The sequence below is a fragment of the Spongisporangium articulatum genome (assembly GCF_044465595.1).
GTDB lineage: Bacteria > Actinomycetota > Actinomycetes > Actinomycetales > Kineosporiaceae > Spongisporangium > Spongisporangium articulatum.
The window spans coordinates 332,305-350,151 of the sequence record NZ_JBITLV010000004.1 but is presented as its reverse complement, the minus strand read 5'-3'; the positions used below and the strand labels follow the sequence as shown (position 1 = coordinate 350,151).

The 17,847-nt window shown below is 72.5% G+C and carries 16 protein-coding genes and 1 pseudogene; 10 read left to right on the top strand and 7 right to left on the bottom strand.

What is annotated here, in order from left to right:
* Positions 1-207: a hypothetical protein gene (locus ACIB24_RS14235; protein WP_398281397.1), complete on the top strand. Its 207-nt coding sequence runs from the start codon at positions 1-3 to the stop codon at positions 205-207.
* On the opposite strand, the gene ACIB24_RS14230 is transcribed toward ACIB24_RS14235, so the two are convergent.
* The 3 genes from ACIB24_RS14230 to ACIB24_RS14220 all read right to left on the bottom strand — a co-directional run bounded on the left by ACIB24_RS14230 (position 189) and on the right by ACIB24_RS14220 (position 3,859).
* Positions 189-2,012 carry an FHA domain-containing protein gene (locus ACIB24_RS14230; protein WP_398281395.1) on the bottom strand — a complete coding sequence of 608 codons (1,824 nt, stop codon included), beginning with the start codon at positions 2,010-2,012 and terminating at the stop codon, positions 189-191. The two genes, ACIB24_RS14235 and ACIB24_RS14230, sit on opposite strands and share 19 nt — an antisense overlap.
* Positions 2,009-2,734 carry a PP2C family protein-serine/threonine phosphatase gene (locus tag ACIB24_RS14225; RefSeq protein WP_398281392.1) on the bottom strand — a complete coding sequence of 242 codons (726 nt, stop codon included), beginning with the start codon at positions 2,732-2,734 and terminating at the stop codon, positions 2,009-2,011. The genes ACIB24_RS14230 and ACIB24_RS14225 overlap by 4 nt, the downstream gene beginning before the upstream one ends.
* A 177-nt stretch (positions 2,735-2,911) precedes the next feature.
* Entirely contained in the window at positions 2,912-3,859 is a 948-nt protein-coding gene (locus tag ACIB24_RS14220; protein ID WP_398281389.1) for a LysR family transcriptional regulator, read from the bottom strand.
* 49 nt (positions 3,860-3,908) lie between these two features.
* Between ACIB24_RS14220 and ACIB24_RS14215 the strand changes: the two genes are divergently transcribed.
* Both ACIB24_RS14215 and ACIB24_RS14210 read left to right on the top strand, forming a co-directional pair.
* Positions 3,909-4,856 (top strand): DMT family transporter, encoded by a 948-nt coding sequence (locus tag ACIB24_RS14215; protein WP_398281386.1) that lies wholly within the window; start codon positions 3,909-3,911, stop codon positions 4,854-4,856.
* A 104-nt stretch (positions 4,857-4,960) separates the two neighbouring features.
* Positions 4,961-6,511, top strand: a complete 1,551-nt coding sequence (locus ACIB24_RS14210) for an MFS transporter (protein ID WP_398281383.1) — start codon at positions 4,961-4,963, stop codon at positions 6,509-6,511.
* Positions 6,512-6,587: 76 nt separating this feature from the next.
* Here the strand turns inward: ACIB24_RS14210 and pcrA are convergent, their stop codons facing one another.
* Positions 6,588-8,987, bottom strand: a complete 2,400-nt coding sequence (pcrA, locus tag ACIB24_RS14205) for a DNA helicase PcrA (protein ID WP_398281380.1) — start codon at positions 8,985-8,987, stop codon at positions 6,588-6,590.
* A 143-nt stretch (positions 8,988-9,130) separates the two neighbouring features.
* Between pcrA and ACIB24_RS14200 the strand changes: the two genes are divergently transcribed.
* Together ACIB24_RS14200 and ACIB24_RS14195 are read left to right on the top strand one after the other, a co-directional pair.
* Positions 9,131-10,339, top strand: coding sequence for a hypothetical protein (locus ACIB24_RS14200; protein WP_398281377.1), 1,209 nt, complete (start codon positions 9,131-9,133; stop codon positions 10,337-10,339).
* Entirely contained in the window at positions 10,336-11,433 is a 1,098-nt protein-coding gene (locus ACIB24_RS14195) for a hypothetical protein (RefSeq protein WP_398281374.1), read from the top strand. Before ACIB24_RS14200 ends, ACIB24_RS14195 begins: the two co-directional genes overlap by 4 nt.
* Here ACIB24_RS14195 and ACIB24_RS14190 read toward each other — a convergent pair.
* Entirely contained in the window at positions 11,420-12,208 is a 789-nt protein-coding gene (locus ACIB24_RS14190) for a hypothetical protein (RefSeq protein WP_398281371.1), read from the bottom strand. The genes ACIB24_RS14195 and ACIB24_RS14190 overlap by 14 nt on opposite strands.
* A gap of 159 nt (positions 12,209-12,367) precedes the next feature.
* On the opposite strand from ACIB24_RS14190, the gene ACIB24_RS14185 reads away from it, so the two are divergent.
* From ACIB24_RS14185 to ACIB24_RS14175, 3 genes and pseudogenes are all read left to right on the top strand, one after another.
* Positions 12,368-12,667 carry an antibiotic biosynthesis monooxygenase gene (locus ACIB24_RS14185; RefSeq protein ID WP_398281369.1) on the top strand — a complete coding sequence of 100 codons (300 nt, stop codon included), beginning with the start codon at positions 12,368-12,370 and terminating at the stop codon, positions 12,665-12,667.
* A 139-nt stretch (positions 12,668-12,806) separates the two neighbouring features.
* Positions 12,807-12,953 (top strand): annotated as a pseudogene (locus tag ACIB24_RS14180) (type IV toxin-antitoxin system AbiEi family antitoxin domain-containing protein); the annotation flags it as partial.
* A 165-nt stretch (positions 12,954-13,118) separates the two neighbouring features.
* Positions 13,119-13,769 carry a hypothetical protein gene (locus ACIB24_RS14175; RefSeq protein WP_398281932.1) on the top strand — a complete coding sequence of 217 codons (651 nt, stop codon included), beginning with the start codon at positions 13,119-13,121 and terminating at the stop codon, positions 13,767-13,769.
* A 43-nt stretch (positions 13,770-13,812) separates the two neighbouring features.
* Here ACIB24_RS14175 and ACIB24_RS14170 read toward each other — a convergent pair whose 3' ends face one another.
* On the bottom strand, positions 13,813-14,505 hold the full coding sequence (locus tag ACIB24_RS14170; protein ID WP_398281366.1) for a LuxR C-terminal-related transcriptional regulator: 693 nt from the start codon (positions 14,503-14,505) through the stop codon (positions 13,813-13,815).
* On the bottom strand, positions 14,502-15,887 hold the full coding sequence (locus ACIB24_RS14165; protein ID WP_398281363.1) for an ATP-binding protein: 1,386 nt from the start codon (positions 15,885-15,887) through the stop codon (positions 14,502-14,504). Before ACIB24_RS14165 ends, ACIB24_RS14170 begins: the two co-directional genes overlap by 4 nt.
* Positions 15,888-16,011: 124 nt before the next feature.
* On the opposite strand from ACIB24_RS14165, the gene ACIB24_RS14160 reads away from it, so the two are divergent.
* On the top strand, positions 16,012-17,547 hold the full coding sequence (locus ACIB24_RS14160) for a PspC domain-containing protein (RefSeq protein WP_398281360.1): 1,536 nt from the start codon (positions 16,012-16,014) through the stop codon (positions 17,545-17,547).
* Entirely contained in the window at positions 17,544-17,846 is a 303-nt protein-coding gene (locus ACIB24_RS14155) for a hypothetical protein (protein WP_398281357.1), read from the top strand. Before ACIB24_RS14160 ends, ACIB24_RS14155 begins: the two co-directional genes overlap by 4 nt.
* Position 17,847 lies beyond the last annotated feature (1 nt).

The window sequence follows — 17,847 nt, the reverse complement described above, 5'->3', positions numbered from 1 at the left end:
GTGGGTGGCGCGGCGGACCGTCCCGGCGCCCCGCGCTGGCTGCGCTACTGGGTGGGTACGGCGCTGCTCGTCGCGCTGCTCGCGGCCGGGGCCCGGGTGCTCACCGCCGACCGCGCCGTGCCGCCACCCGCCGCCCCGTCCGGGCCCCAGGGCCTGATCGGAACAGCGTGGAGCGACACCCGGGTGATCTACTCGCCGACCTCGTAGATGAACGAGATGTGCTGCGACAGGGCCACTTCGGTGCCCGGCTCGAGGACGTAGCCGTCACCGGGCTCGACCTGCTCCGGGTGGCGGCCCGGCTCGGTCAGGTACGTGCCGTTGGCCGAGTTCAGGTCTTCCAGGACGACGTTCCAGCCGTCCAGCCGGACCTCGACGTGGCTGCGCGAGATCAGCTGGCCCTCGTCGTCCAGCCGGACCAGGCGCGGAATCTGACCGCCGGCCACGCGGTCGGCGTAGGGCGCGCGGCCGATGATGACCGGGCGGTCGAGCGTGACCGTCTGGCCCGTCGAGAACCGCAGCGTGCCCAGGGACGGACGCTGCTGCGGAGTGGGCTGCTGGAACGGGACCTCGACACCGCAGACCCGGCACCGGCCCTGCTGCGGCGGGTTCACGTGCCCGTAGCGGCAGGTCACGCCCATCACCATGGACGGATCGTCCATGGTGACGTCGGGCGCCTTGAAGACCGTGGTCGGGCTGTCGCCGACCGGGGCCTGCGGCGCCTGGGGCGAACGACCACCGCGCGCCGGCACGAGCGAGCCGGGCTCGCGCAGGGCCCGGATGTCACCCGTGCGGTCGGCCGCACCACCCATGCCGGGGTTGCCGGGCGCGGGCCGGGAGGGAGCCGCAGCACCCATGCCGGCGTGGGCGACCGGCCGCACCGGCAGCCCCGACTGGCCGACGCCGACCACCTGGGTCATGGGCTCGTTGGCCGGCTGGCCCATCGGCTGCCCGGCGGGCTGCTGAGCCATACCGCCGGGCCGGACCGCCTCCGTCGCGTTGCGCCCCGAGGCGAGCAGACGCTCGAGGTCGGACCGGCCACCGAGGTCGAACGAGGGGTCGCTCACGAAGCCGTTGCCGTCGCCTCCGTTCATCCCGTTGCCGTTCATGCCGGCGCCGTTCATCCCGGCGCCGTTCATCCCGTTGCCGTTCATCCCGGGGCCGTTCATCCCGTTGCCGTTCACGCCGGGCCCGTTCACGCCGGGCCCGTTCACGCCGACCCCGTTCATCCCGGGCCCGTCCGCCGCCCCGTTCATCCCGGCGCCGTTCATCCCGTTCATCCCGGCGCCGTTCATCGCCCCGCTCATGGCGCCGTTCATCGCGGGGTTGTGCATGCCGTTCATGCCGGTGCCGCTCATCGCACCGTTCATCGCGGGGTTGTGCATGCCGTTCATGCCGGTGCCGCTCATCGCACCGTTCATCGCCGGGTTGTGCATGCCGTTCATCCCGGCACCGACCGGCACGGGGGCCCCGCCGTTCAGGGCCACACCGCCCGTGGCGCCTCCGTTGAGGACGACGCCCCCCGCCGCCGCGCCGACGAGTTCGGCGGGAGCCGCCTGGACCTCCTCGACGGGCAGTTCCTCGGGCTGCCACCACAGCTCCTCGGCCATCACGACACCACCGCTGACCGGCAGGGTCACGCCGTCCGCCTTGGCCTCCGCCCGCGTCAGGCGGACGCGCGAACCGGCCGCGAGCGCATCCTCGACCCAGGTGCTGACCGAGCCGCCGTCCACGGTGCGCGGGTCACCCTTCAGGTCACTGCCGACGGCGCTGACGCCGGCGCGCACGATGACCCGCACCTGGTCGGCGTCGGCCACGGCCAGGGCGAACCCGGGCAGGTCCATGAGCTGACCGGCGCTGACCAGGTTCATCAGCTCGTTCAGGGTCGGCCGGTTGCGGCACGCCTCCCAGAGCGAGGCGAGGCGGTCGAGCGGGAACTCGCCGTCCACCAGCAGCGCCGCCCGCGGGGCGACCAGCGCGAACCACGAGCCGGGGCGATAGAGATGATCGGTCATGTGCCGGATCCGTCCTTGCCGGCGTCTACCACGATGACGCTCACGTTGTCGTTGCCACCGCTGCGCAGTGCGAGTCGCACCAGCTCGTCGGCAGCCTTCTCGGGGTCGGAGAACCGTCCGAGGACGGTCTCGATGGTCTCGTCCATGAGTTCCGCGTAGAGACCGTCGGAACACAGCAGGAACCGCTCCCCCGGTTCCGGCGGGAACACCCAGTAGTCCGCGCGGTGCCGCCCGTGCATCCCGAGGATGCGGGTGACGACGTTGCGGTCGGCGTGGGTGCGCGCCTCGACGGGGCCGATGCGGCCCGCCTCGACCAGTTCCTGCACGTAGCTGTGGTCGACGGTGACCTGGCTGAGCCGCCCCTCGCGGAACCGGTACAGCCGGGAGTCACCGATGTTCACGGCGAGCCAGTACGGCTCGTCGTCGTCGTGCACCAGCACCAGGCCGACGAGCGTGGTGCCCATGCCGGCCAGCAGCTGGTCGCGCTTCGCGGCGGCGACGATCTGTTCGTTGGCGGTCTCGACCGCGGTGGTCACGTCCTCCGGGGCCAGTTCGCCGCGTACGGCCAACGCCCGGAACACCCCCACGGCGAGCTCGCTCGCCACCTCCCCGCCGCTGTGACCGCCCATCCCGTCCGCGACGACGAAGACCGGAAAGCGGGCGAGCAGCGAGTCCTGGTTCTGCCGGCGCTTGCCGGTGGCGGTCGCGCTGCCCCAGGTCATGGGCTCGACGACGGCCGCCCCGACCGCAATGCGGCTTAGGGCAGCAGTGTCTGCTCCGTCCCGACTCACGTTCGTGATGCTACCCATGCCATCGGACCGTGACCCCGGCGTTATCAGTTCTTGTGCACAAAACCACGCCGACACGCCCAGCATGAAATTCGTTGCGTAGCAACGCAGTTACAGCGAGTCAGATGAGTTCTCGGAACGGGACGCGACCTCCCGGAGCCCGGTCAGGGCCGCCGCCACCGCCGGATCGTCCTCGGCCCCGGCCCGCACCGCCGCGTAGACCAGCCGCGAGGCCATCGTGTCGACCACCGGGCTGACGACCAGTCCGGGCTGGCGCAGCGGCTGGGCGGTGCGCGGCACCAGCGCGACGCCGGCGCCCGCGGCGACCAGGGCCGCGGCGGCGTCCCACTCCCGGCAGAAGTGCCGGACGTCCGGCGAGAAGCCCACCCCGGCGCACACGGCCTGCATGATCACCGAACACGGGTCGTTCGGATGGGCACTGACCCACTGCTCTCGGGACAGGTCGGCGAGCCGGACCCCGGTCGGGTCGGCCAGCGGGTGATCGACCGGCAGCACGGCGTCCATCCGGTCGACCAGCAGGTCCACCCGGTGGAACCGTCGGTCGTGCCGGTTGGGCGCGTCCTGGTGGTCGCAGCTGACGATCAGGTCGAACTCGCCCCGGTCCAGCCGCTCGAAGGACTCGGGCGGCTCCGACTCGCTGACCTGCAGCTGCAGTCCGGGGCGGGTCTCGCGCAGCCGGGTCAGGGCCGGGGCCACGACGGCGGAGATCCCGGTGGACAACGACCCGATCCGGACCTGTCCCACCTCGCCGTCGGCGAAGGCGGCCAGGTCGGCGCGGGCGCGCCGCAGCTGCTCCTGGACGACGTCCGCGTGCTCGAGCAGGACCCTCGCCTGGCCGGTCAGCCGGACCCGGCGCCCGTTGCGCTCCAGCAACGGGACGCCCAGCTCCCTGGCCAGGCCGGCCACCTGCTGGGAGACCGCCGAGGGGGTCAGGTGCAACGTCTCGGCGGCCGCGGAGACCGTGCCCCGCCGCTCGACCTCACGGAGGACCCGCAGGCGGCGCAGATCCATGATGAAGTCCGGACTGAACGATTCCATTCGCCAAGTCTAGATGGACTTAACGATCCGCATGCTCGAGAATCGATCCATGAACCGCCGCGCCGCGCTGCTCTTCCTCGCCCTGGGCGTCGCCTGGGGCATCCCGTACCTGATGATCAAGGTCGCCGTGAACGAGTTGCCGCCCGTGACGGTGGTGGCCGGGCGGACGGCGCTGGCGGCCCTGGTCCTGCTACCCCTGGCCCTCGCCCGGGGCGCCGTCGTCCCCGTGCTGCGGCGGTGGCGGCCGATGGCCGCGTACACGGTGATCGAGATCGTCGTCCCGTGGCTGTTCCTGACCCGCGCCGAGCGTGACCTGCCCAGCTCGACGACGGGGCTGCTCATCTCCGCCGTGCCGGTGGTCGGCGCGGTGATCGCCGTACTCGGGGCCCGCTTCACCGGGGAGCCCGGCGAGCGGCTCGGCCTCGGCGGGCTCAGCGGTCTCGCGCTCGGGATGGCCGGCGTCGGGCTGCTGGTCGGTTTCGACGTGGGCGGCTCCAGCCTGCCCGCGGTGGCCGAGATGGGGCTCGTGGTGGTCGGTTACGCGATCGGACCGGTGATCCTGGCTCGTTACCTGTCCGACCTGCCCGGGGTCGGGGTGGTCGCGGTGTCCGTCGCCGGCGCGGCGCTGGTGTACGTGCCCGCCATGCTGATCGGGCCCGGGCTGCCGGCCCGGGCGCCCTCGGCCGGGGCGCTGCTGTCGGTGGTGGGGCTGGCCCTGATCTGCACCGCACTGGCCTTCGTCCTGCTGTTCGCGCTCGTGAACGAGATCGGCCCGATGCGCGTCACGGCCATCACCTACGTGAACCCCGCGGTCGCCCTGGTGGCGGGCGCCCTGATCCTCGACGAGCAGATCACGGCCTGGAAGGTGGCCGGTTTCGCCGCCGTCCTGGCCGGTTCGTTCCTCGTCACCCGGCGGCCCACGCCGACCGGGACGCCGGCCGAGGCACCCGCCGTCCCCGAAGCACCCGTCGTCCCGGAGTCCCTGGCCCGGGCCTGATCGTGTGAACGCTCCGCAAATTTCCCGGCAGACGGGAATGTCGGTGGTCGCTGTCAGGCTTGCGCCTGACAACCGATCAAGCCATTCCCGTCTGGAGTTCCTGCATGTCCGAACCCACCGTGGAGACCTCCGCGGAACCCGCTCCGGAGCCCGCCCATCCCACCGGGATGGACTCGGCCGACCCCCGCCGTTGGCTGGCCCTGGGCATCATCGCGGTCGCCCAGCTGATGATCGTGCTGGACGCGTCGATCGTCACCATCGCCCTGCCCAGCGCCCAGGCCGACCTCGGCATCAGCACGGCCGACCGGCAGTGGGTGGTCACCGCCTACACGCTGGCCTTCGGCGGTCTCCTGCTGCTCGGAGGCCGCATCGCCGACTACACCGGGCGCAAGCGCACGTTCATCCTCGGCCTGATCGGCTTCGCCGCGGCCTCGGCCATCGGCGGGTTCGCCCCCAACGCCGAACTGCTCTTCGCGGCCCGCGCCCTGCAGGGTGCGTTCGCCGCGCTGCTGGCCCCCGCGGCCCTCTCCCTGATCACGGTGACGTTCGTCGAGCCGAAGGAGCGGGCCACCGCATTCGGCGTCTTCGGGGCCATCTCCGGTGGTGGCGCCGCGATCGGGCTGATCCTCGGCGGTCTGCTCACCGAGTACGCCTCGTGGCGCTGGTGCCTCGGGGTGAACGTGCCGATCGCGCTGGCCGCCGCGGCCGCCGCGCTGCCCGTCGTGCACGAGAGCAAGGCCCACGGCAACACCAAGTACGACGTGGTCGGCGCGCTCCTGTCCACGCTCGGCCTGGTCAGCCTGGTCTACGGGTTCACCGAGGCCGCCAAGGCCAAGAACCCCGACAACCCGAACGACACCGCGGTCCAGGGCTGGCTGGCCACCTCGACCATCACCTTCCTGGTGATCGCGGTCGTGCTGCTCGTCGGCTTCGTGCTCTGGGAGCGCCGGATAGCCAACCCGCTGCTGCCGCTGCGCGTCGTCCTCGACCGCAACCGCGGGGGCGCCTTCCTGATCTTCCTGTTCGTCGGCGCGGGGCTGTTCGGCATGTTCCTGTTCCTGGCCTACTACTTCCAGATCAACCTGGGCTACACGCCGTTGCGGTCGGGCGTCGCGTTCCTGCCGTTCAGCGGCGGGATCATCTTCACCGCCGGCATCGTGGCCCAGCTGCTGCCTCGCGTGGGGCCGCGCCCGCTCATGCTCGTCGGCCTGGTGATGGCGGTCGCCGGCATGGCGCTGCTGACCCGGCTGGAGCAGGACAGCTCGTACTGGAAGGTCGCCCTGCCGGCGGAGCTGCTGATGAGCATCGGCATGGCGAACGTGTTCATCCCGGTCTCCAGCGTGGCGCTGGTCGGGGTCGGCGGCCACGACGCCGGCGTGGCCAGTGCCGTGCTGAACAGCTCACAGCAGGTCGGCGGCTCGCTCGGCACGGCGCTGCTGAACACGGTCTTCGCCTCCGGTGTGACCGGGTACTTCGCGGCCAACCTCACCAACCCGGCGAACGCAGCCCAGCTCACGCCGTTCGCGCTGCTCAACGGGTACCACCACGCGTTCTGGTGGGCCACCGGCCTGCTGGGCGCCGGCCTGTTGCTCGCCGTGCTGCTGATCAACGCGAAGAAGGAGGACGTCCCCGCCGACGGGGCCGTTCCCGTCTGAGTTCGGCCGCGGCGGCCCCGGTCGCGAAGCCTCTGCGCTTCGCGGCCGGGGCCCAGCACTGTCGGGGGCTGGTGTCCTACAGCTTCTCGACGGGGGCGTAGCGCAGCAGCAGCCGCTTCTCGCCCTGGTCCCGGAAGTCCACCGTCGCGACCGCCTTGTCACCGGACCCGGCCACCCCCACCACGGTGCCGAGGCCGAACGCGTCGTGCGTCACCTTGTCGCCCGGCTCCAGGTGGATCACCTCCCGGTTGCCCGGCGACTTCACCCCCGGCCGCTGCGCCAGGCGGGCCACCGCGGGCGTGGACGACGGACGCATCGCCGTCGTCTCGCTACGTCGCCAGGTGACCAGCGTCGGTGGGATCTCCTCCAGGAACCGGCTGGCCGGCGAGTAGTTCGGCTGCCCCCACGCGCTGCGCACCGCGGCCCGGGACAGGTACAGCCGCTCCCGGGCCCGGGTCAGCCCCACGTACGCGAGCCGCCGCTCCTCGGCCAGCTCCTTCACGTTGCCCGAACGCAGCGCCTCGAGCGCGCGCATGTGCGGGAACGTGCCCTCCTCCATCCCGGTGAGGAACACGACCGGGAACTCCAGGCCCTTCGCGGTGTGCAGGGTCATCAGCGTGACGACGCCCGGGTCCTCCCGCTCGCCCTCGTCGGCGCCGTCGGCCACGTCCTCGTCGGGGATCTCGTCGGCGTCCGCCACCAGCGACACCTGCTCGAGGAAGTCGCGCACGGTGCCCTCGGGCGTCGTCCGGTCGTACTCCTGCGCGACGGCCACCAGCTCGGCCAGGTTCTCGACCCGCGACTCGTCCTGCGGGTCGTGGCTGGCCCGCAGCTCGGCCAGGTAGCCGGTCTGCTCGAGCACGGCCTCCAGCACGGTGCCCACGCCCGACCCGCCCTCGACCAGTACGGCCAGCCCGTCGAGCAGGTCGGTGAACGCGCGGATCGACGACACCGAGCGGGTCGCGATGCCCGGCGCCTCCTCGGCCCGGCGCAGTGCCGCGCCGAACGGGATGCGCTCCCGGTCGGCGAGCGCCGCCACCACGGCCTCCGCTCGGTCGCCGATGCCGCGCTTGGGCACGTTCAGGATGCGCCGCAGGTTGATCACGTCGTCGGGGTTGACCAGCACCCGCAGGTAGGCCAGCGCGTCCTTCACCTCGCGGCGCTCGTAGAACCGGGTGCCACCGACCACCTTGTACGGCAGCCCGGCCCGGACGAAGACCTCCTCCAGGGCCCGGGACTGCGCGTTCGTCCGGTAGAAGACGGCCACATCCCCCGGCCGCTGGCCGTGCTGCTTGACGAGCCGGTCGACCTCCTCGGCGACGAAGGCCGCCTCGTCGTGCTCGTCGTCTGCGACGTACCCGACGATCGGCTCCCCCATGGACCCGTCGGTCCACAACTTCTTCGGCTTGCGGTCGGGGTTCCGCTCGATCACCGCGTTGGCCGCCGACAGGATGGTCTGCGTGGAGCGGTAGTTCTGCTCCAGCATGATCACGGCGGCCTGCGGGTAGTCCGTCTCGAACTCGACGATGTTGCGGATGGACGCACCGCGGAACGCGTAGATCGACTGGTCGGCGTCGCCCACGACGGTCAGCTCGCTGATGCCCTGCGGACCCACGCCCAGCCCGAGACCCGCACCCCCGTCGTCCCCCACCCCGACCAGTTCGCGGATGAGCACGTACTGCGCGTGGTTCGTGTCCTGGTACTCGTCGACGAGGACGTGCCGGAACCGCTCGCGGTATCCCTGCGCCACCTCCGGGAAGGCCTGCAGGATGTTCACGGTCGTCATGATGATGTCGTCGAAGTCGAGCGCGCTGGCCTGCCGCAACCGCTGCTGGTACTGCGTGTAGGCCTCGGCGAGCTTGCGCTCCTTGTCGGTGCCCTCGGCGTTCACCTGCGAGGCGTAGGTCTCCTCGTCGACCAGCTCGTTCTTCAGGTTGCTGACCTGGGCCAGGAACGCCCGCGGGGGGAACCGCTTCGGGTCGAGGTCGAGCTCGCGGCAGACCAGGGCCATCAGCCGCTGCGAGTCGGCCGCGTCGTAGATCGAGAAGTTCGAGCGCATCCCCACCCGGCCCGCCTCGCGCCGCAGGATGCGCACGCACGAGGAGTGGAACGTCGACACCCACATCCGCTCGGCGACCGGGCCGACCATGCCGGCCACCCGCTCGCGCATCTCGGCGGCGGCCTTGTTGGTGAACGTGATGGCCAGGATCTGCCCCCAGTGCACCCCCCGCTCGGCCAGCAACCAGCCGATGCGGTGGGTCAGCACCCGCGTCTTGCCGGACCCGGCGCCGGCGACCACCAGCAGCGGCGACCCGGAGTGCAGCACGGCGGCCCGCTGCTGCGGGTTCAGCCCCTCCAGCAGCGCGTCGGAGTCGATGCCGTAGCGGTTGGTCCTCTTCGGCTCGATCTCGTCGACGTCCACATCGAGCCGGTCGACCGGGGCCGGGGCCAGCGCGGGGAGGGGATGGATGCTCATCGTCACCAAGCCTAGGTCCTGCGTGTGACAAACATCGGGACGACTTCCGGACCTGTGGACAGGGCCCGGTACAGTCCGGCATGCCCGTTTCGGCCCCGGACGGATCACCCCCGGACGGATCGACCCCGAGCAGCGAGGTCTGAGTGCGCCATCCCCGCCAGGCCGCTCGCACGCAGAAGCCGCCGCCGCGCTCGCCCGCGCGCTCGGCGCTGATCACGGGTGTCTCGCTGATCGCCGGCGTCCTCGCCTTCCTCGTGGTCTCGCGCCTGGTCGGCGGGGTCCCCTCCTCGACCCCTGCGGAGGCCGCGGGCACCCCGGTGGCCAAGCCGGCGGCGTCCGACCGGAAGGCCTCGACCAGCCGCTCCCGCACGCCGGCGGCGGGCGAGCAGTTGCGCGCGAAGGCGCCGCTGAACAAGGTCAGCCAGGACCAGGGTTCGAGCATCGCGCTGCCCGACGGCCGCACCCTGTGGATCTTCGCCGACACCTTCCAGAAGGACCGCTCCCCCTCGTTCTTCGTGACGTCGTCGGTGGCCACCACCGAACCCGGCGGGCGCGTGCTCAGCTACGCCACGCACGGCGGGGTGCCCACCGAGTTCCTGCCGCGTACCAAGCGCGAGCACAAGGGCAGCCGGGACGGGGTGCGGTACACCGCGGTGTGGCCCGTCGGCTCGACGCTGCTGCCGGACGGGCGGGTGATCATCGCCTACGCGAAGTACAACGTCACGGTGCGGTCGCAGCAGTACGAGTTCCTGGGCTCGGGGCTGTTCGCGTACCGGTACAGGAGCGCCAAGGCGCTGCACAAGGGTGCGGTCGCGACCCGGATCGCCGACGACATGTGGGCCGCCTACGACGGCGAGGTCCGCTCACCGGTCTACGCCGACGGGTTCGTCTACTTCAGTCAGTGCCAGGACCTGAAGTGCTACTCCCTGCGGACGACGCCCCAGGGGCTGACCGACCGGCTGACCTACCGCTGGTGGACCGGATCCGGCTGGAGCGCCAAGCGTTCCGACCGGGCGCCCGTCACCATCGGCAGTGCGCACCCCGGTGGCAACGCCTCCGTGGTGCGGCTGAGCACGGGCGGGTACGCGATGGCCGACACCGAGGTGGGGGCCCCGTCGCCGTACGGGTACCTCTGGGTGGCCCCGCGAGCCTGGGGGCCGTGGTCCCGAGCCGCGTCGTTCGTGATGCCGAACTGCGGGTCGCGGGGCTGCTACGGGTTGAACCTGCACCCGACCCAGTCGACGGGAACCCTTCTGCGACTGAGCTATTCGACCGTCATCGGGCCGTACGTGCGGGTCACGGACATCCCGGTGACGATGGCCGCCGACCGCACGTCCGTGAGCGTGCGGTGAAGTCGCGCGGGTGGGTCTGGCCCGTCGTGGTCGTGGTCCTGTTCGTCGGGGCGGCGTTCGCCCTGCAGCGCATCGCGGCGCGCGAGTACGACCTCTCCCCGCCCACCCTCAGCCGGCAGGTGGCGGCCGCCCCGCCGCTGGCCAACGTCCTGCAGGACCAGGGCAACTCGGTACCGCTGCGCGACGGCCGCACGCTGTGGATCTTCGCCGACACCGCTCACCTGGCGGCCGACCCGAAGTTCTTCGTGACGTCGTCGGCGGGGGTGACCGCGCGCGGCGGGCTGGAGCTGACCTACGTCAACGCCTTCGGGACCCCCGTCGAGTTCCTGCCGCGAACCGACGCCGAGAAGGCCGACCAGGTCGTGGGGCAGCACTACACGGCGGTCTGGCCGACCGGCGCGACGACGCTGCCCGACGGCACCGTGCTGATCGCCTACGCGAAGTACAAGGTGCAGATGCAGCCGCAGCCCTCGTTCACGTTCGTGGCCGGTGGGCTCTACTCCTATACGTACCAAGGGTTTTCGAAGGTCGGGTTCGGCGCGTCGGCCACCCGCACGGCCGACGACATCTGGACCTCGGCCGACGGTCCGGTGGCCTCCCCGGTGTACTCCGACGGGTTCGTGTACTTCACCAGATGCGTTCAGTACAAGTGCTACTCGGCCCGGACGACGCCCGCCGGGCTGGCCACGCGCGACGCCTACCGCTGGTGGACCGGTGCGGGGTGGGGGCCGCGCGACGAGGCGGAGGCGCTGACCTTCGGGTCGGACGTGCCCGGGCAGAACCCGGCCGTCGTGTTCGACCCGCGTGACGGGGTGTTCGTGATGACCGACACCACGGGCGGGATCCAGGACGGCACCGGCCTGCTGTGGGTGGCCCGGCGACCCTGGGGTCCGTGGTCGAAGGCGGCCTCGTTCCCGTTGCCGCAGTGCCCGGCCGGCGGCTGCTACACGCTGAACGTGCACCCGCTGGACTCACCGGCCGGGCAGCTGCGGGTCAGCTTCGCGACCAACGGGTTGGGCCCGTTCGTGCGCGTGGTCGACGTCCCCGTGGAGATCACCGACGGCGACCGGCCGAGCATCTCTACAGGAACGTGAGGCTCACCGTCGGCGAGGCTCCGGCCGAGTTGACCGTCTGGAACTTCACGGTGCACAGGCCGATCTTCGAACCCACCCAGTAGGACGAGACCGGCGCGCCCGGGTTGTAGCCGGCGGCCATGTACCCGCAGTTCGCGCTGGCCGACACGACCTTCACCCCGCTGGGCAACGCCTTGCCCGCCGGGTTCTTCCAGGTCACGGTGCGGCTGGTGACGAACCCGAGCTCGCTGCTCGACCACGTCGTCCGCGTCGAGCCCTTCAGGTTGGTGGGGGCGGCCGGCGGGGCCGTCACGGAGGTCGTGACGACCCGCGGCCCCACGGCGGCGTCGACCTCGTCCGCGGTCAGGCTCTGCCCGCCGTTGGGCACGAAGTACGGATTTTCCACCGTGAACCGGTAGGTGCCGGCGGCGCCCGGGCGCGGAGTGAACGTGCCCCTCCACGTACTGGTGGTGCTCGCGCTCCCGGCGGTCAGCGTCAGGTCGGCGACGGCGCCGGCCCAGTCGGCGCTGCCCGCCAGGTCACCGCTGCTCGGCGCCTGCGTGAAGTACGCGTTGACCGAGGGCTTCGTGAACCCCGCGGGGTTCGGCCCGAACGTCACGGTGACGGTGATGGGGGCCACCGCGGTGGTGACGTTCTGGCTGGTGGCCGACAGGGTGAGGGCCCGCAGGTCGAGCGGCACCGGTGAGAACGCCGCCTGCGCGGGGGTCGCCGCGGCGCCCGCCCCCAGCAGCACGGCGACGCCGACGGCGGCGAGGCTCTTCGTCGAGATGCGCATCCGCCCACCCGAACAGGCCCCGGGTGCTGCTGGCAAGAGCACCCCGGAGCAGCCCCTTCACCCTATTTTCGGGGATTGCCCGAGCATGGGTGGACTCGTACTGCATGATTCGGGTGAACCGGGCCGGCCCCGGCCAGTCGTCGACGAGGGGAAACACCGATGTTCGCCACGTACCGCAAGCTGAAGGTCAACCCCGGGTCGGCCGCGGAGGTGGCCGCACTGATCCAGGCCGAATACATGCCGCTGCTCGACGACGTCCCGGGCTTCGTCTCCTACACGCTCGTCGACCTCGGCGACGACGAGATCACCAGCATCGGGGTGTTCCAGAGCGCAGAGTCGGCTGCGGAGGCCAACGCCCGCGCGAAGTCGTGGGTCGGCGAGCGCCTGTCTCCCTTCGTGGCGACCCCGCTGGACGCGCGCGAGGGCGCCGTCCTGGTCAACTACCTCGACACCCCCTGAACCTCTCGCGACCTGGAAGGTGTCCCCGAATCGGTTGTCACAGGGGCAGAATCGAACGTCGTGACGACACTTTCGGGGACACCTGCACCCCTGTGGACAAATCCGACGGAGCGTCCGCGAGTACGGAACGCTTTACCGGGTGCGCCGTTGCGACCACGCCGCCCTGCAGGCCCTGGCTGATGCCCACCACGGGCTCATCACCCTCGCCGACGCCGCGGCGCACGGCATCAACGCATCGGCTCTTCGATGGGCGGCCGAGTCAGGGCGGTTGCATCGTGTCGCGGCGGGGTGTTACACCCCGGCGGGCCGCTGGGAGAGCTCTTCGCCACGGGCACGTCACCTGCTGATCCTTCTCGCGGCGCAACGGCGTTCGCGTGGATCGATCGTCTGCGGTCCGAGCGCGGCAGTGGTTCTCGGCCTGCCCCTGCCGGACCTCGGCACACCCACCCTGATGAGTACGCACCGCAAGGGCAACCGCTCCGGTGTCCTCTGGCGCCGGTTGACGGTGACCCGGGCCCGACGGGTGGGCCCCCTCGTGATCACCACCCCGGAACGGACGGTCGTCGACTGCGCACGGTGCCTCGACCGCCCCTGGGGACTGGCCGTCGCCGACGCCGCCCTGCACGCGGGCCTGGTCGACCACGCACAACTCGTGGCCGAGCTGACTGATGCCCCTCGGGCGGAGGGGCTCACCAAGGCGCGGTGGGTCGTGGAACACGCACGTTCGAGCCCGGAATCGCCACTCGAATCCCTGGGACGGGCGGACCTCCTGCTCGCCGGACGGCCTCAGACTGAGCCGCAAGGCTGGTTGCGCACGGCCCGCGGCTGGGTTCGCGTCGACCTGCTCGACCGGGCGAACCGGCTCGTGCTGGAGGCCGACGGCAGGATCAAGTACGGCGAGTTCCCGGCGGTGTGGAAAGAGAAGCTGCGGGAGGACGACATCCGCGACCTGCAGATCGAGGTCGTCCGGTTCACGATGGCCGACCACCACCATCAGGAGCCGTGGCTGCGCCGGTACGACCGTGCGCTGGCCCGCGGGCGTCTCAGTGCGACCCAGCTGGGGCCGGTGCCCGTCATGGTGCCCCCGTTTCGGTTGCCATGAGGCCCGCTCGCCCGGCGGTGGCAACCGATTCGGGGACCAGACCTCAGAGCAACCGGCGGTCGGCGGCCCAGCGGGTGAGTTCGTGCCGCGACGACAGCTGCAGCTTCCGCAGCACCGCGGAGACGTGGGTCTCGACGGTCTTCACGGAGATGTACAGCTCCTTGGCCACCTCCTTGTAGGCGTAGCCGCGGGCGATCAGGCGCATCACCTCGCGCTCGCGGGCCGACAGCCGGTCCAGTTCGTCGTCCACCGCGGCCACCTCACCGGCGCCGGTACCGAAGGCGTCGAGCACGAAACCGGCCAGCCGGGGCGAGAACACGGCGTCCCCGCCCGCGACCTTGAGGATGGCCTCCACCAGCTCGTCACCGCTGATCGTCTTGGTGACGTAGCCCCGCGCCCCGGCCCGGATCACGGCGATGACGTCCTCGGCGGCGTCCGACACCGACAACGCCAGGAACCGCACCGGCCCCCCGGCCTCGGTCGTCGTGGAACCCGCGCGCTGCAACACCTCTCGGCCACCCGGGCGCTCCAGCCCGCCCGGCAGGTGCACGTCCAGGAGCACCACGTCGGGCCGGGTGGACGCGACCAGCGCCACCGCCTCCTCGACGTCCCCGGCCTCACCCACGACGGCCAGCCGCCCGGCGGTCACGGCCGAGGCCAGCTCGGCGCGCACGCCGCTGCGGAACACCCGGTGGTCGTCCACGATCGCCACGCGCACCGCGCCCACGCCGGTCATCGCGCCTCCTCGCCCTCAGCGACGCACGGCATGAGCAGCCGCACCTCGGTGCCCTCGCCCGGCGTGCTGACCACCCGGGCCGACCCGCCGTGCCGCTCCATCCTGCCGATGATCGACTCCCGCACACCCAACCGGTCCTCGCCGACGTCGTCCACCACGAACCCGGGCCCCCGGTCGCGGACGAAGGCCTCGACCTCGGAGGGCCCGAACTCCACGTACACCTGAACCGGCGTCCCCGCGTGCCGGGCCGCGTTGGCGATCGCCTCCCGCAGCGCGGCGAGCAGGGCTTCGAGCCGCTCGTCGACGTCCCGGTCGCCGACCGTCACCACGTCGACCACGGCGCCGTACAGGTCCTCGGCCACCGCGGCCAGCTCGGCGACCCGGGCCGCGACCGTGCCGGTGCCGGCGTTCACGCCGCCGTAGATCCAGCCCCGCAGGTCGCGTTCCTGGGCTCGGGCGAGGCGAGCCACCTCCGTGGGGCTGTCGGAGCGGCGCTGGATCAGCGCCAGCGTCTGCAGCACCGAGTCGTGCAGGTGGGCGGCGATGTCGGCGCGCTCCGCCTCCCGCGCCGCGGCGGCCCGCTCGCGGTCGAGGTCGCGCCACAGCCGCACCCCCCACGGGGCCAGTACCACGACCACCCCGCCCAGCACCGCGACCGCGGCCAGCACCGTGCGGGTCAGGACCACGACGTCCGTGTCCTGGACGACGAGCAGCAGGATCCCGGCGATCACCAGCACCAGCCCGAGCCCCAGTCGCAACGTCGCGGCACGGCTGCCTACGCCCGTGCCGAACCAGCGGGCCCGGTCGGACTCGTCGAGCTGCGCGTAGGCGATCACCGCCCCGGCCGCGACGATCAGGAGGGGCAGCGTCAGACCGGGTTTCACGTTCACGTCGAGCCGGTTGGCCAGCAGCACCGCTCCCGCGGCGAGCAGGAACACGCCGGCCAACAGGTCGGTCCGGGCCCGCCAGCGCACCGGGCGGGCCTCGTCCAGGGCCGGCGGCGGGACGACGTCCGCCGGCGGGGGCGGGACGGGCGCGGGGCCCGCGGTGCTCACCGGCGGGACGGCGGGGGCGCCGGCCGGTGGGGCGGCCGCCGCCGGGGCCGGTACCACCGGCGCGGGCACCACCCGCCGGGCCGGGTCGTAGTTGCGGCTGGAGGGGACGAGGGCCCACAGCCAGGCGTAGAGCACGACCCCCGGCCCGCCCAGCAGGGCGGCGACGACGAAGGCGATCCGCACGGCCCGCACGGGCAGCTCGAGGTGGTCGGCCACCCCGGCCGCGACGCCGGCCAGCTTGCGGTCGGCGGTCGGGCGCAGCAGTGGAGGCCGGACCGGCACCTGGAAGGGCGCGCCCGGGCCTGAGGGGAAGGCGGTGCTGCTCATCGCGTCCAGGGTGGCACGGGACCTTGGCCCCTGGCCTCAGGGTGTGACCCCGGAACAGGATCAGGGTGACCTCGGGGTGTTACCGGATCGCCTCGGACAGCCACGTGACAGCAGGATCGATGCCATGACCACGAACCTGCCCCCCGAGGGGGGACACGACGAGACCGCGGCCACCCCGCCGCCGCCCCCGCCCTACGGGAGCCCCCCCGGGCCACCCGCCGGACCGCCCGGTCCGGAATCCCCGGGGGCCGGGTTCTTCGCCAGCATCCGGGAGCTGGGCATCTACCGCCCGGACGACGGTCGCTGGCTCTCCGGCGCGGCCGCCGGGATCGCCCGGCGCTGGGCGCTCGACCCGCTGCTGGTGCGCGGCGTCTTCGTCGCGCTCACGCTGTTCTTCGGCGTCGGCGTCCTGCTCTACGGCCTGGCCTGGCTCTTCCTGCCCGAGCCCGACGGCCGCATCCACGCCCAGCAGGTCCTCAGCGGTGACGTCACGGCCGGCTTCGTCGGCGCCTCGATCGTCACCGTGCTCGGCCTGTCCGGCGGCGGGCCCGGCCCGTGGTGGTGGGGCCGCCACGACGCCTTCTGGTTCCCCGGCGGCCTGCTGGTCGCCGCGCTGATCGTGGGCGGCGTCGTCCTGTGGTCCCGCAACCGGCCGGGCGGCCTGCCCGGCGGCTGGGGCGGCCCGACCACCCCGCCCCCCGGAACCCCCGACGCCACCGGCACTCCCGGCACTACCGGCACGCCCGGCACGCCCGGCACCGGCCCGGTGCCCCCGCCGTCCGAGCCGTTCGGCTCCAGCCGCACCCAGCCCTACGGGCAGACCTACGCCCAGGCCTACGGGTCGGCCGGTCACCCGGCGAGTGCCAGTCATCCCGGCGGCGTGGGTGGCACGGCGACCCTCACCCGGCCGGCGGCCCCGCTCCCCCCGTTCACGCCGGGCCGCCGCGCGGCCAGCGCGCCCTCGGGCCGGATCACCCGGGCCTTCCTGGGGCTGGCGCTGCTGGCCGCCGTGGCCGGTTTCGCGCTGGCCGGAACGGGAGACCACACGGGCGGTGAGCAGGCCCTCGTCGCGGCCGGCGCCGCGCTGGCCACGCTGGCCGTGGGCGTCGTGATCGCCGGGCTGAACGGCCGCCGGGCGGGCTTCCTGAGCTTCGCCGCCGTCCTCATGGCCTTCGGCGTGCTGATCGGCACGGGCGTGCACCACGAGGGCATCCGCTCGGACCAGACGGTGATCTTCGCCGGCGACCGCGACTGGGCGCCGACCACGGCCGCCGAGGCCCGCGACGGCCTGACGATGGGCTTCGGTGAGCTGACCGTGAGCCTGGACGACCCGGCCCTCGTGAAGGCGGTCGGCACCGGGGCCCTGGCCGTGCCGATCCGGATGGGCGCCGGGCACATGGTCGTCGTCCTCCCCGCGGACGTGCCGGCCGAGGTGACCGTCGACCAGGGCGGCGGCGAGGTCGTCGACTTCGCCGGGAAGACGCACGACAGCCAGGGCGCCGGTCGCGTGCACCTCAGGTACACCTCCGGGCCGGACGGCGAGCCGCGCCTACGGGTGGCGATCCGTCAGGGCGGCGGGCAGATCGAACTGCAGACGTCCACGGCGGCCGCGACGCCGACCGCCACGACCACCCCGAGCGCATCGGAGAGTGCGAAATGAGCCAGCCGACGAGTGACCAGCCGACCAGCGAACTGCCGTCGATCGACCCGTCGACCGACCCGTCGACCGCCCCTCCGCCCGCGGAAACGGTTGTCCCGCCGACGCACTCGGCGATCGTCGAACCCGTCACCCGGCCGCTGCGGATGCGGACCGTGGTCCTGGGGGTCATCCTCCTGGCCATCGCGACGCTCAGCCTGATCGACACCACCACGTCGATGAACGTCGACCTGGGCACGACGGTGCTGGCCCTGATGATCGGCTGCGGGGTGCTGCTGATCGTCGGCGCCCGGCGGGACTGAC

Bases quoted from the DNA above. Each gene is read 5' to 3' on its own strand.
- ACIB24_RS14165 (WP_398281363.1), bottom strand. From the start codon at position 15,887: ATGAGCAGCACCGCCTTCCCCTCAGGCCCGGGCGCGCCCTTCCAGGTG.
- ACIB24_RS14170 (WP_398281366.1), bottom strand. From the start codon at position 14,505: ATGACCGGCGTGGGCGCGGTGCGCGTGGCGATCGTGGACGACCACCGG.
- ACIB24_RS14175 (WP_398281932.1), top strand. From the start codon at position 13,119: ATGAGTACGCACCGCAAGGGCAACCGCTCCGGTGTCCTCTGGCGCCGG.
- ACIB24_RS14155 (WP_398281357.1), top strand. From the start codon at position 17,544: ATGAGCCAGCCGACGAGTGACCAGCCGACCAGCGAACTGCCGTCGATC.
- pcrA (WP_398281380.1), bottom strand. From the start codon at position 8,987: ATGAGCATCCATCCCCTCCCCGCGCTGGCCCCGGCCCCGGTCGACCGG.
- ACIB24_RS14215 (WP_398281386.1), top strand. From the start codon at position 3,909: ATGAACCGCCGCGCCGCGCTGCTCTTCCTCGCCCTGGGCGTCGCCTGG.
- ACIB24_RS14185 (WP_398281369.1), top strand. From the start codon at position 12,368: ATGTTCGCCACGTACCGCAAGCTGAAGGTCAACCCCGGGTCGGCCGCG.
- ACIB24_RS14230 (WP_398281395.1), bottom strand. From the start codon at position 2,012: ATGACCGATCATCTCTATCGCCCCGGCTCGTGGTTCGCGCTGGTCGCC.
- ACIB24_RS14210 (WP_398281383.1), top strand. From the start codon at position 4,961: ATGTCCGAACCCACCGTGGAGACCTCCGCGGAACCCGCTCCGGAGCCC.
- ACIB24_RS14225 (WP_398281392.1), bottom strand. From the start codon at position 2,734: ATGACCTGGGGCAGCGCGACCGCCACCGGCAAGCGCCGGCAGAACCAG.
- ACIB24_RS14190 (WP_398281371.1), bottom strand. From the start codon at position 12,208: ATGCGCATCTCGACGAAGAGCCTCGCCGCCGTCGGCGTCGCCGTGCTG.
- ACIB24_RS14160 (WP_398281360.1), top strand. From the start codon at position 16,012: ATGACCACGAACCTGCCCCCCGAGGGGGGACACGACGAGACCGCGGCC.
- ACIB24_RS14220 (WP_398281389.1), bottom strand. From the start codon at position 3,859: ATGGAATCGTTCAGTCCGGACTTCATCATGGATCTGCGCCGCCTGCGG.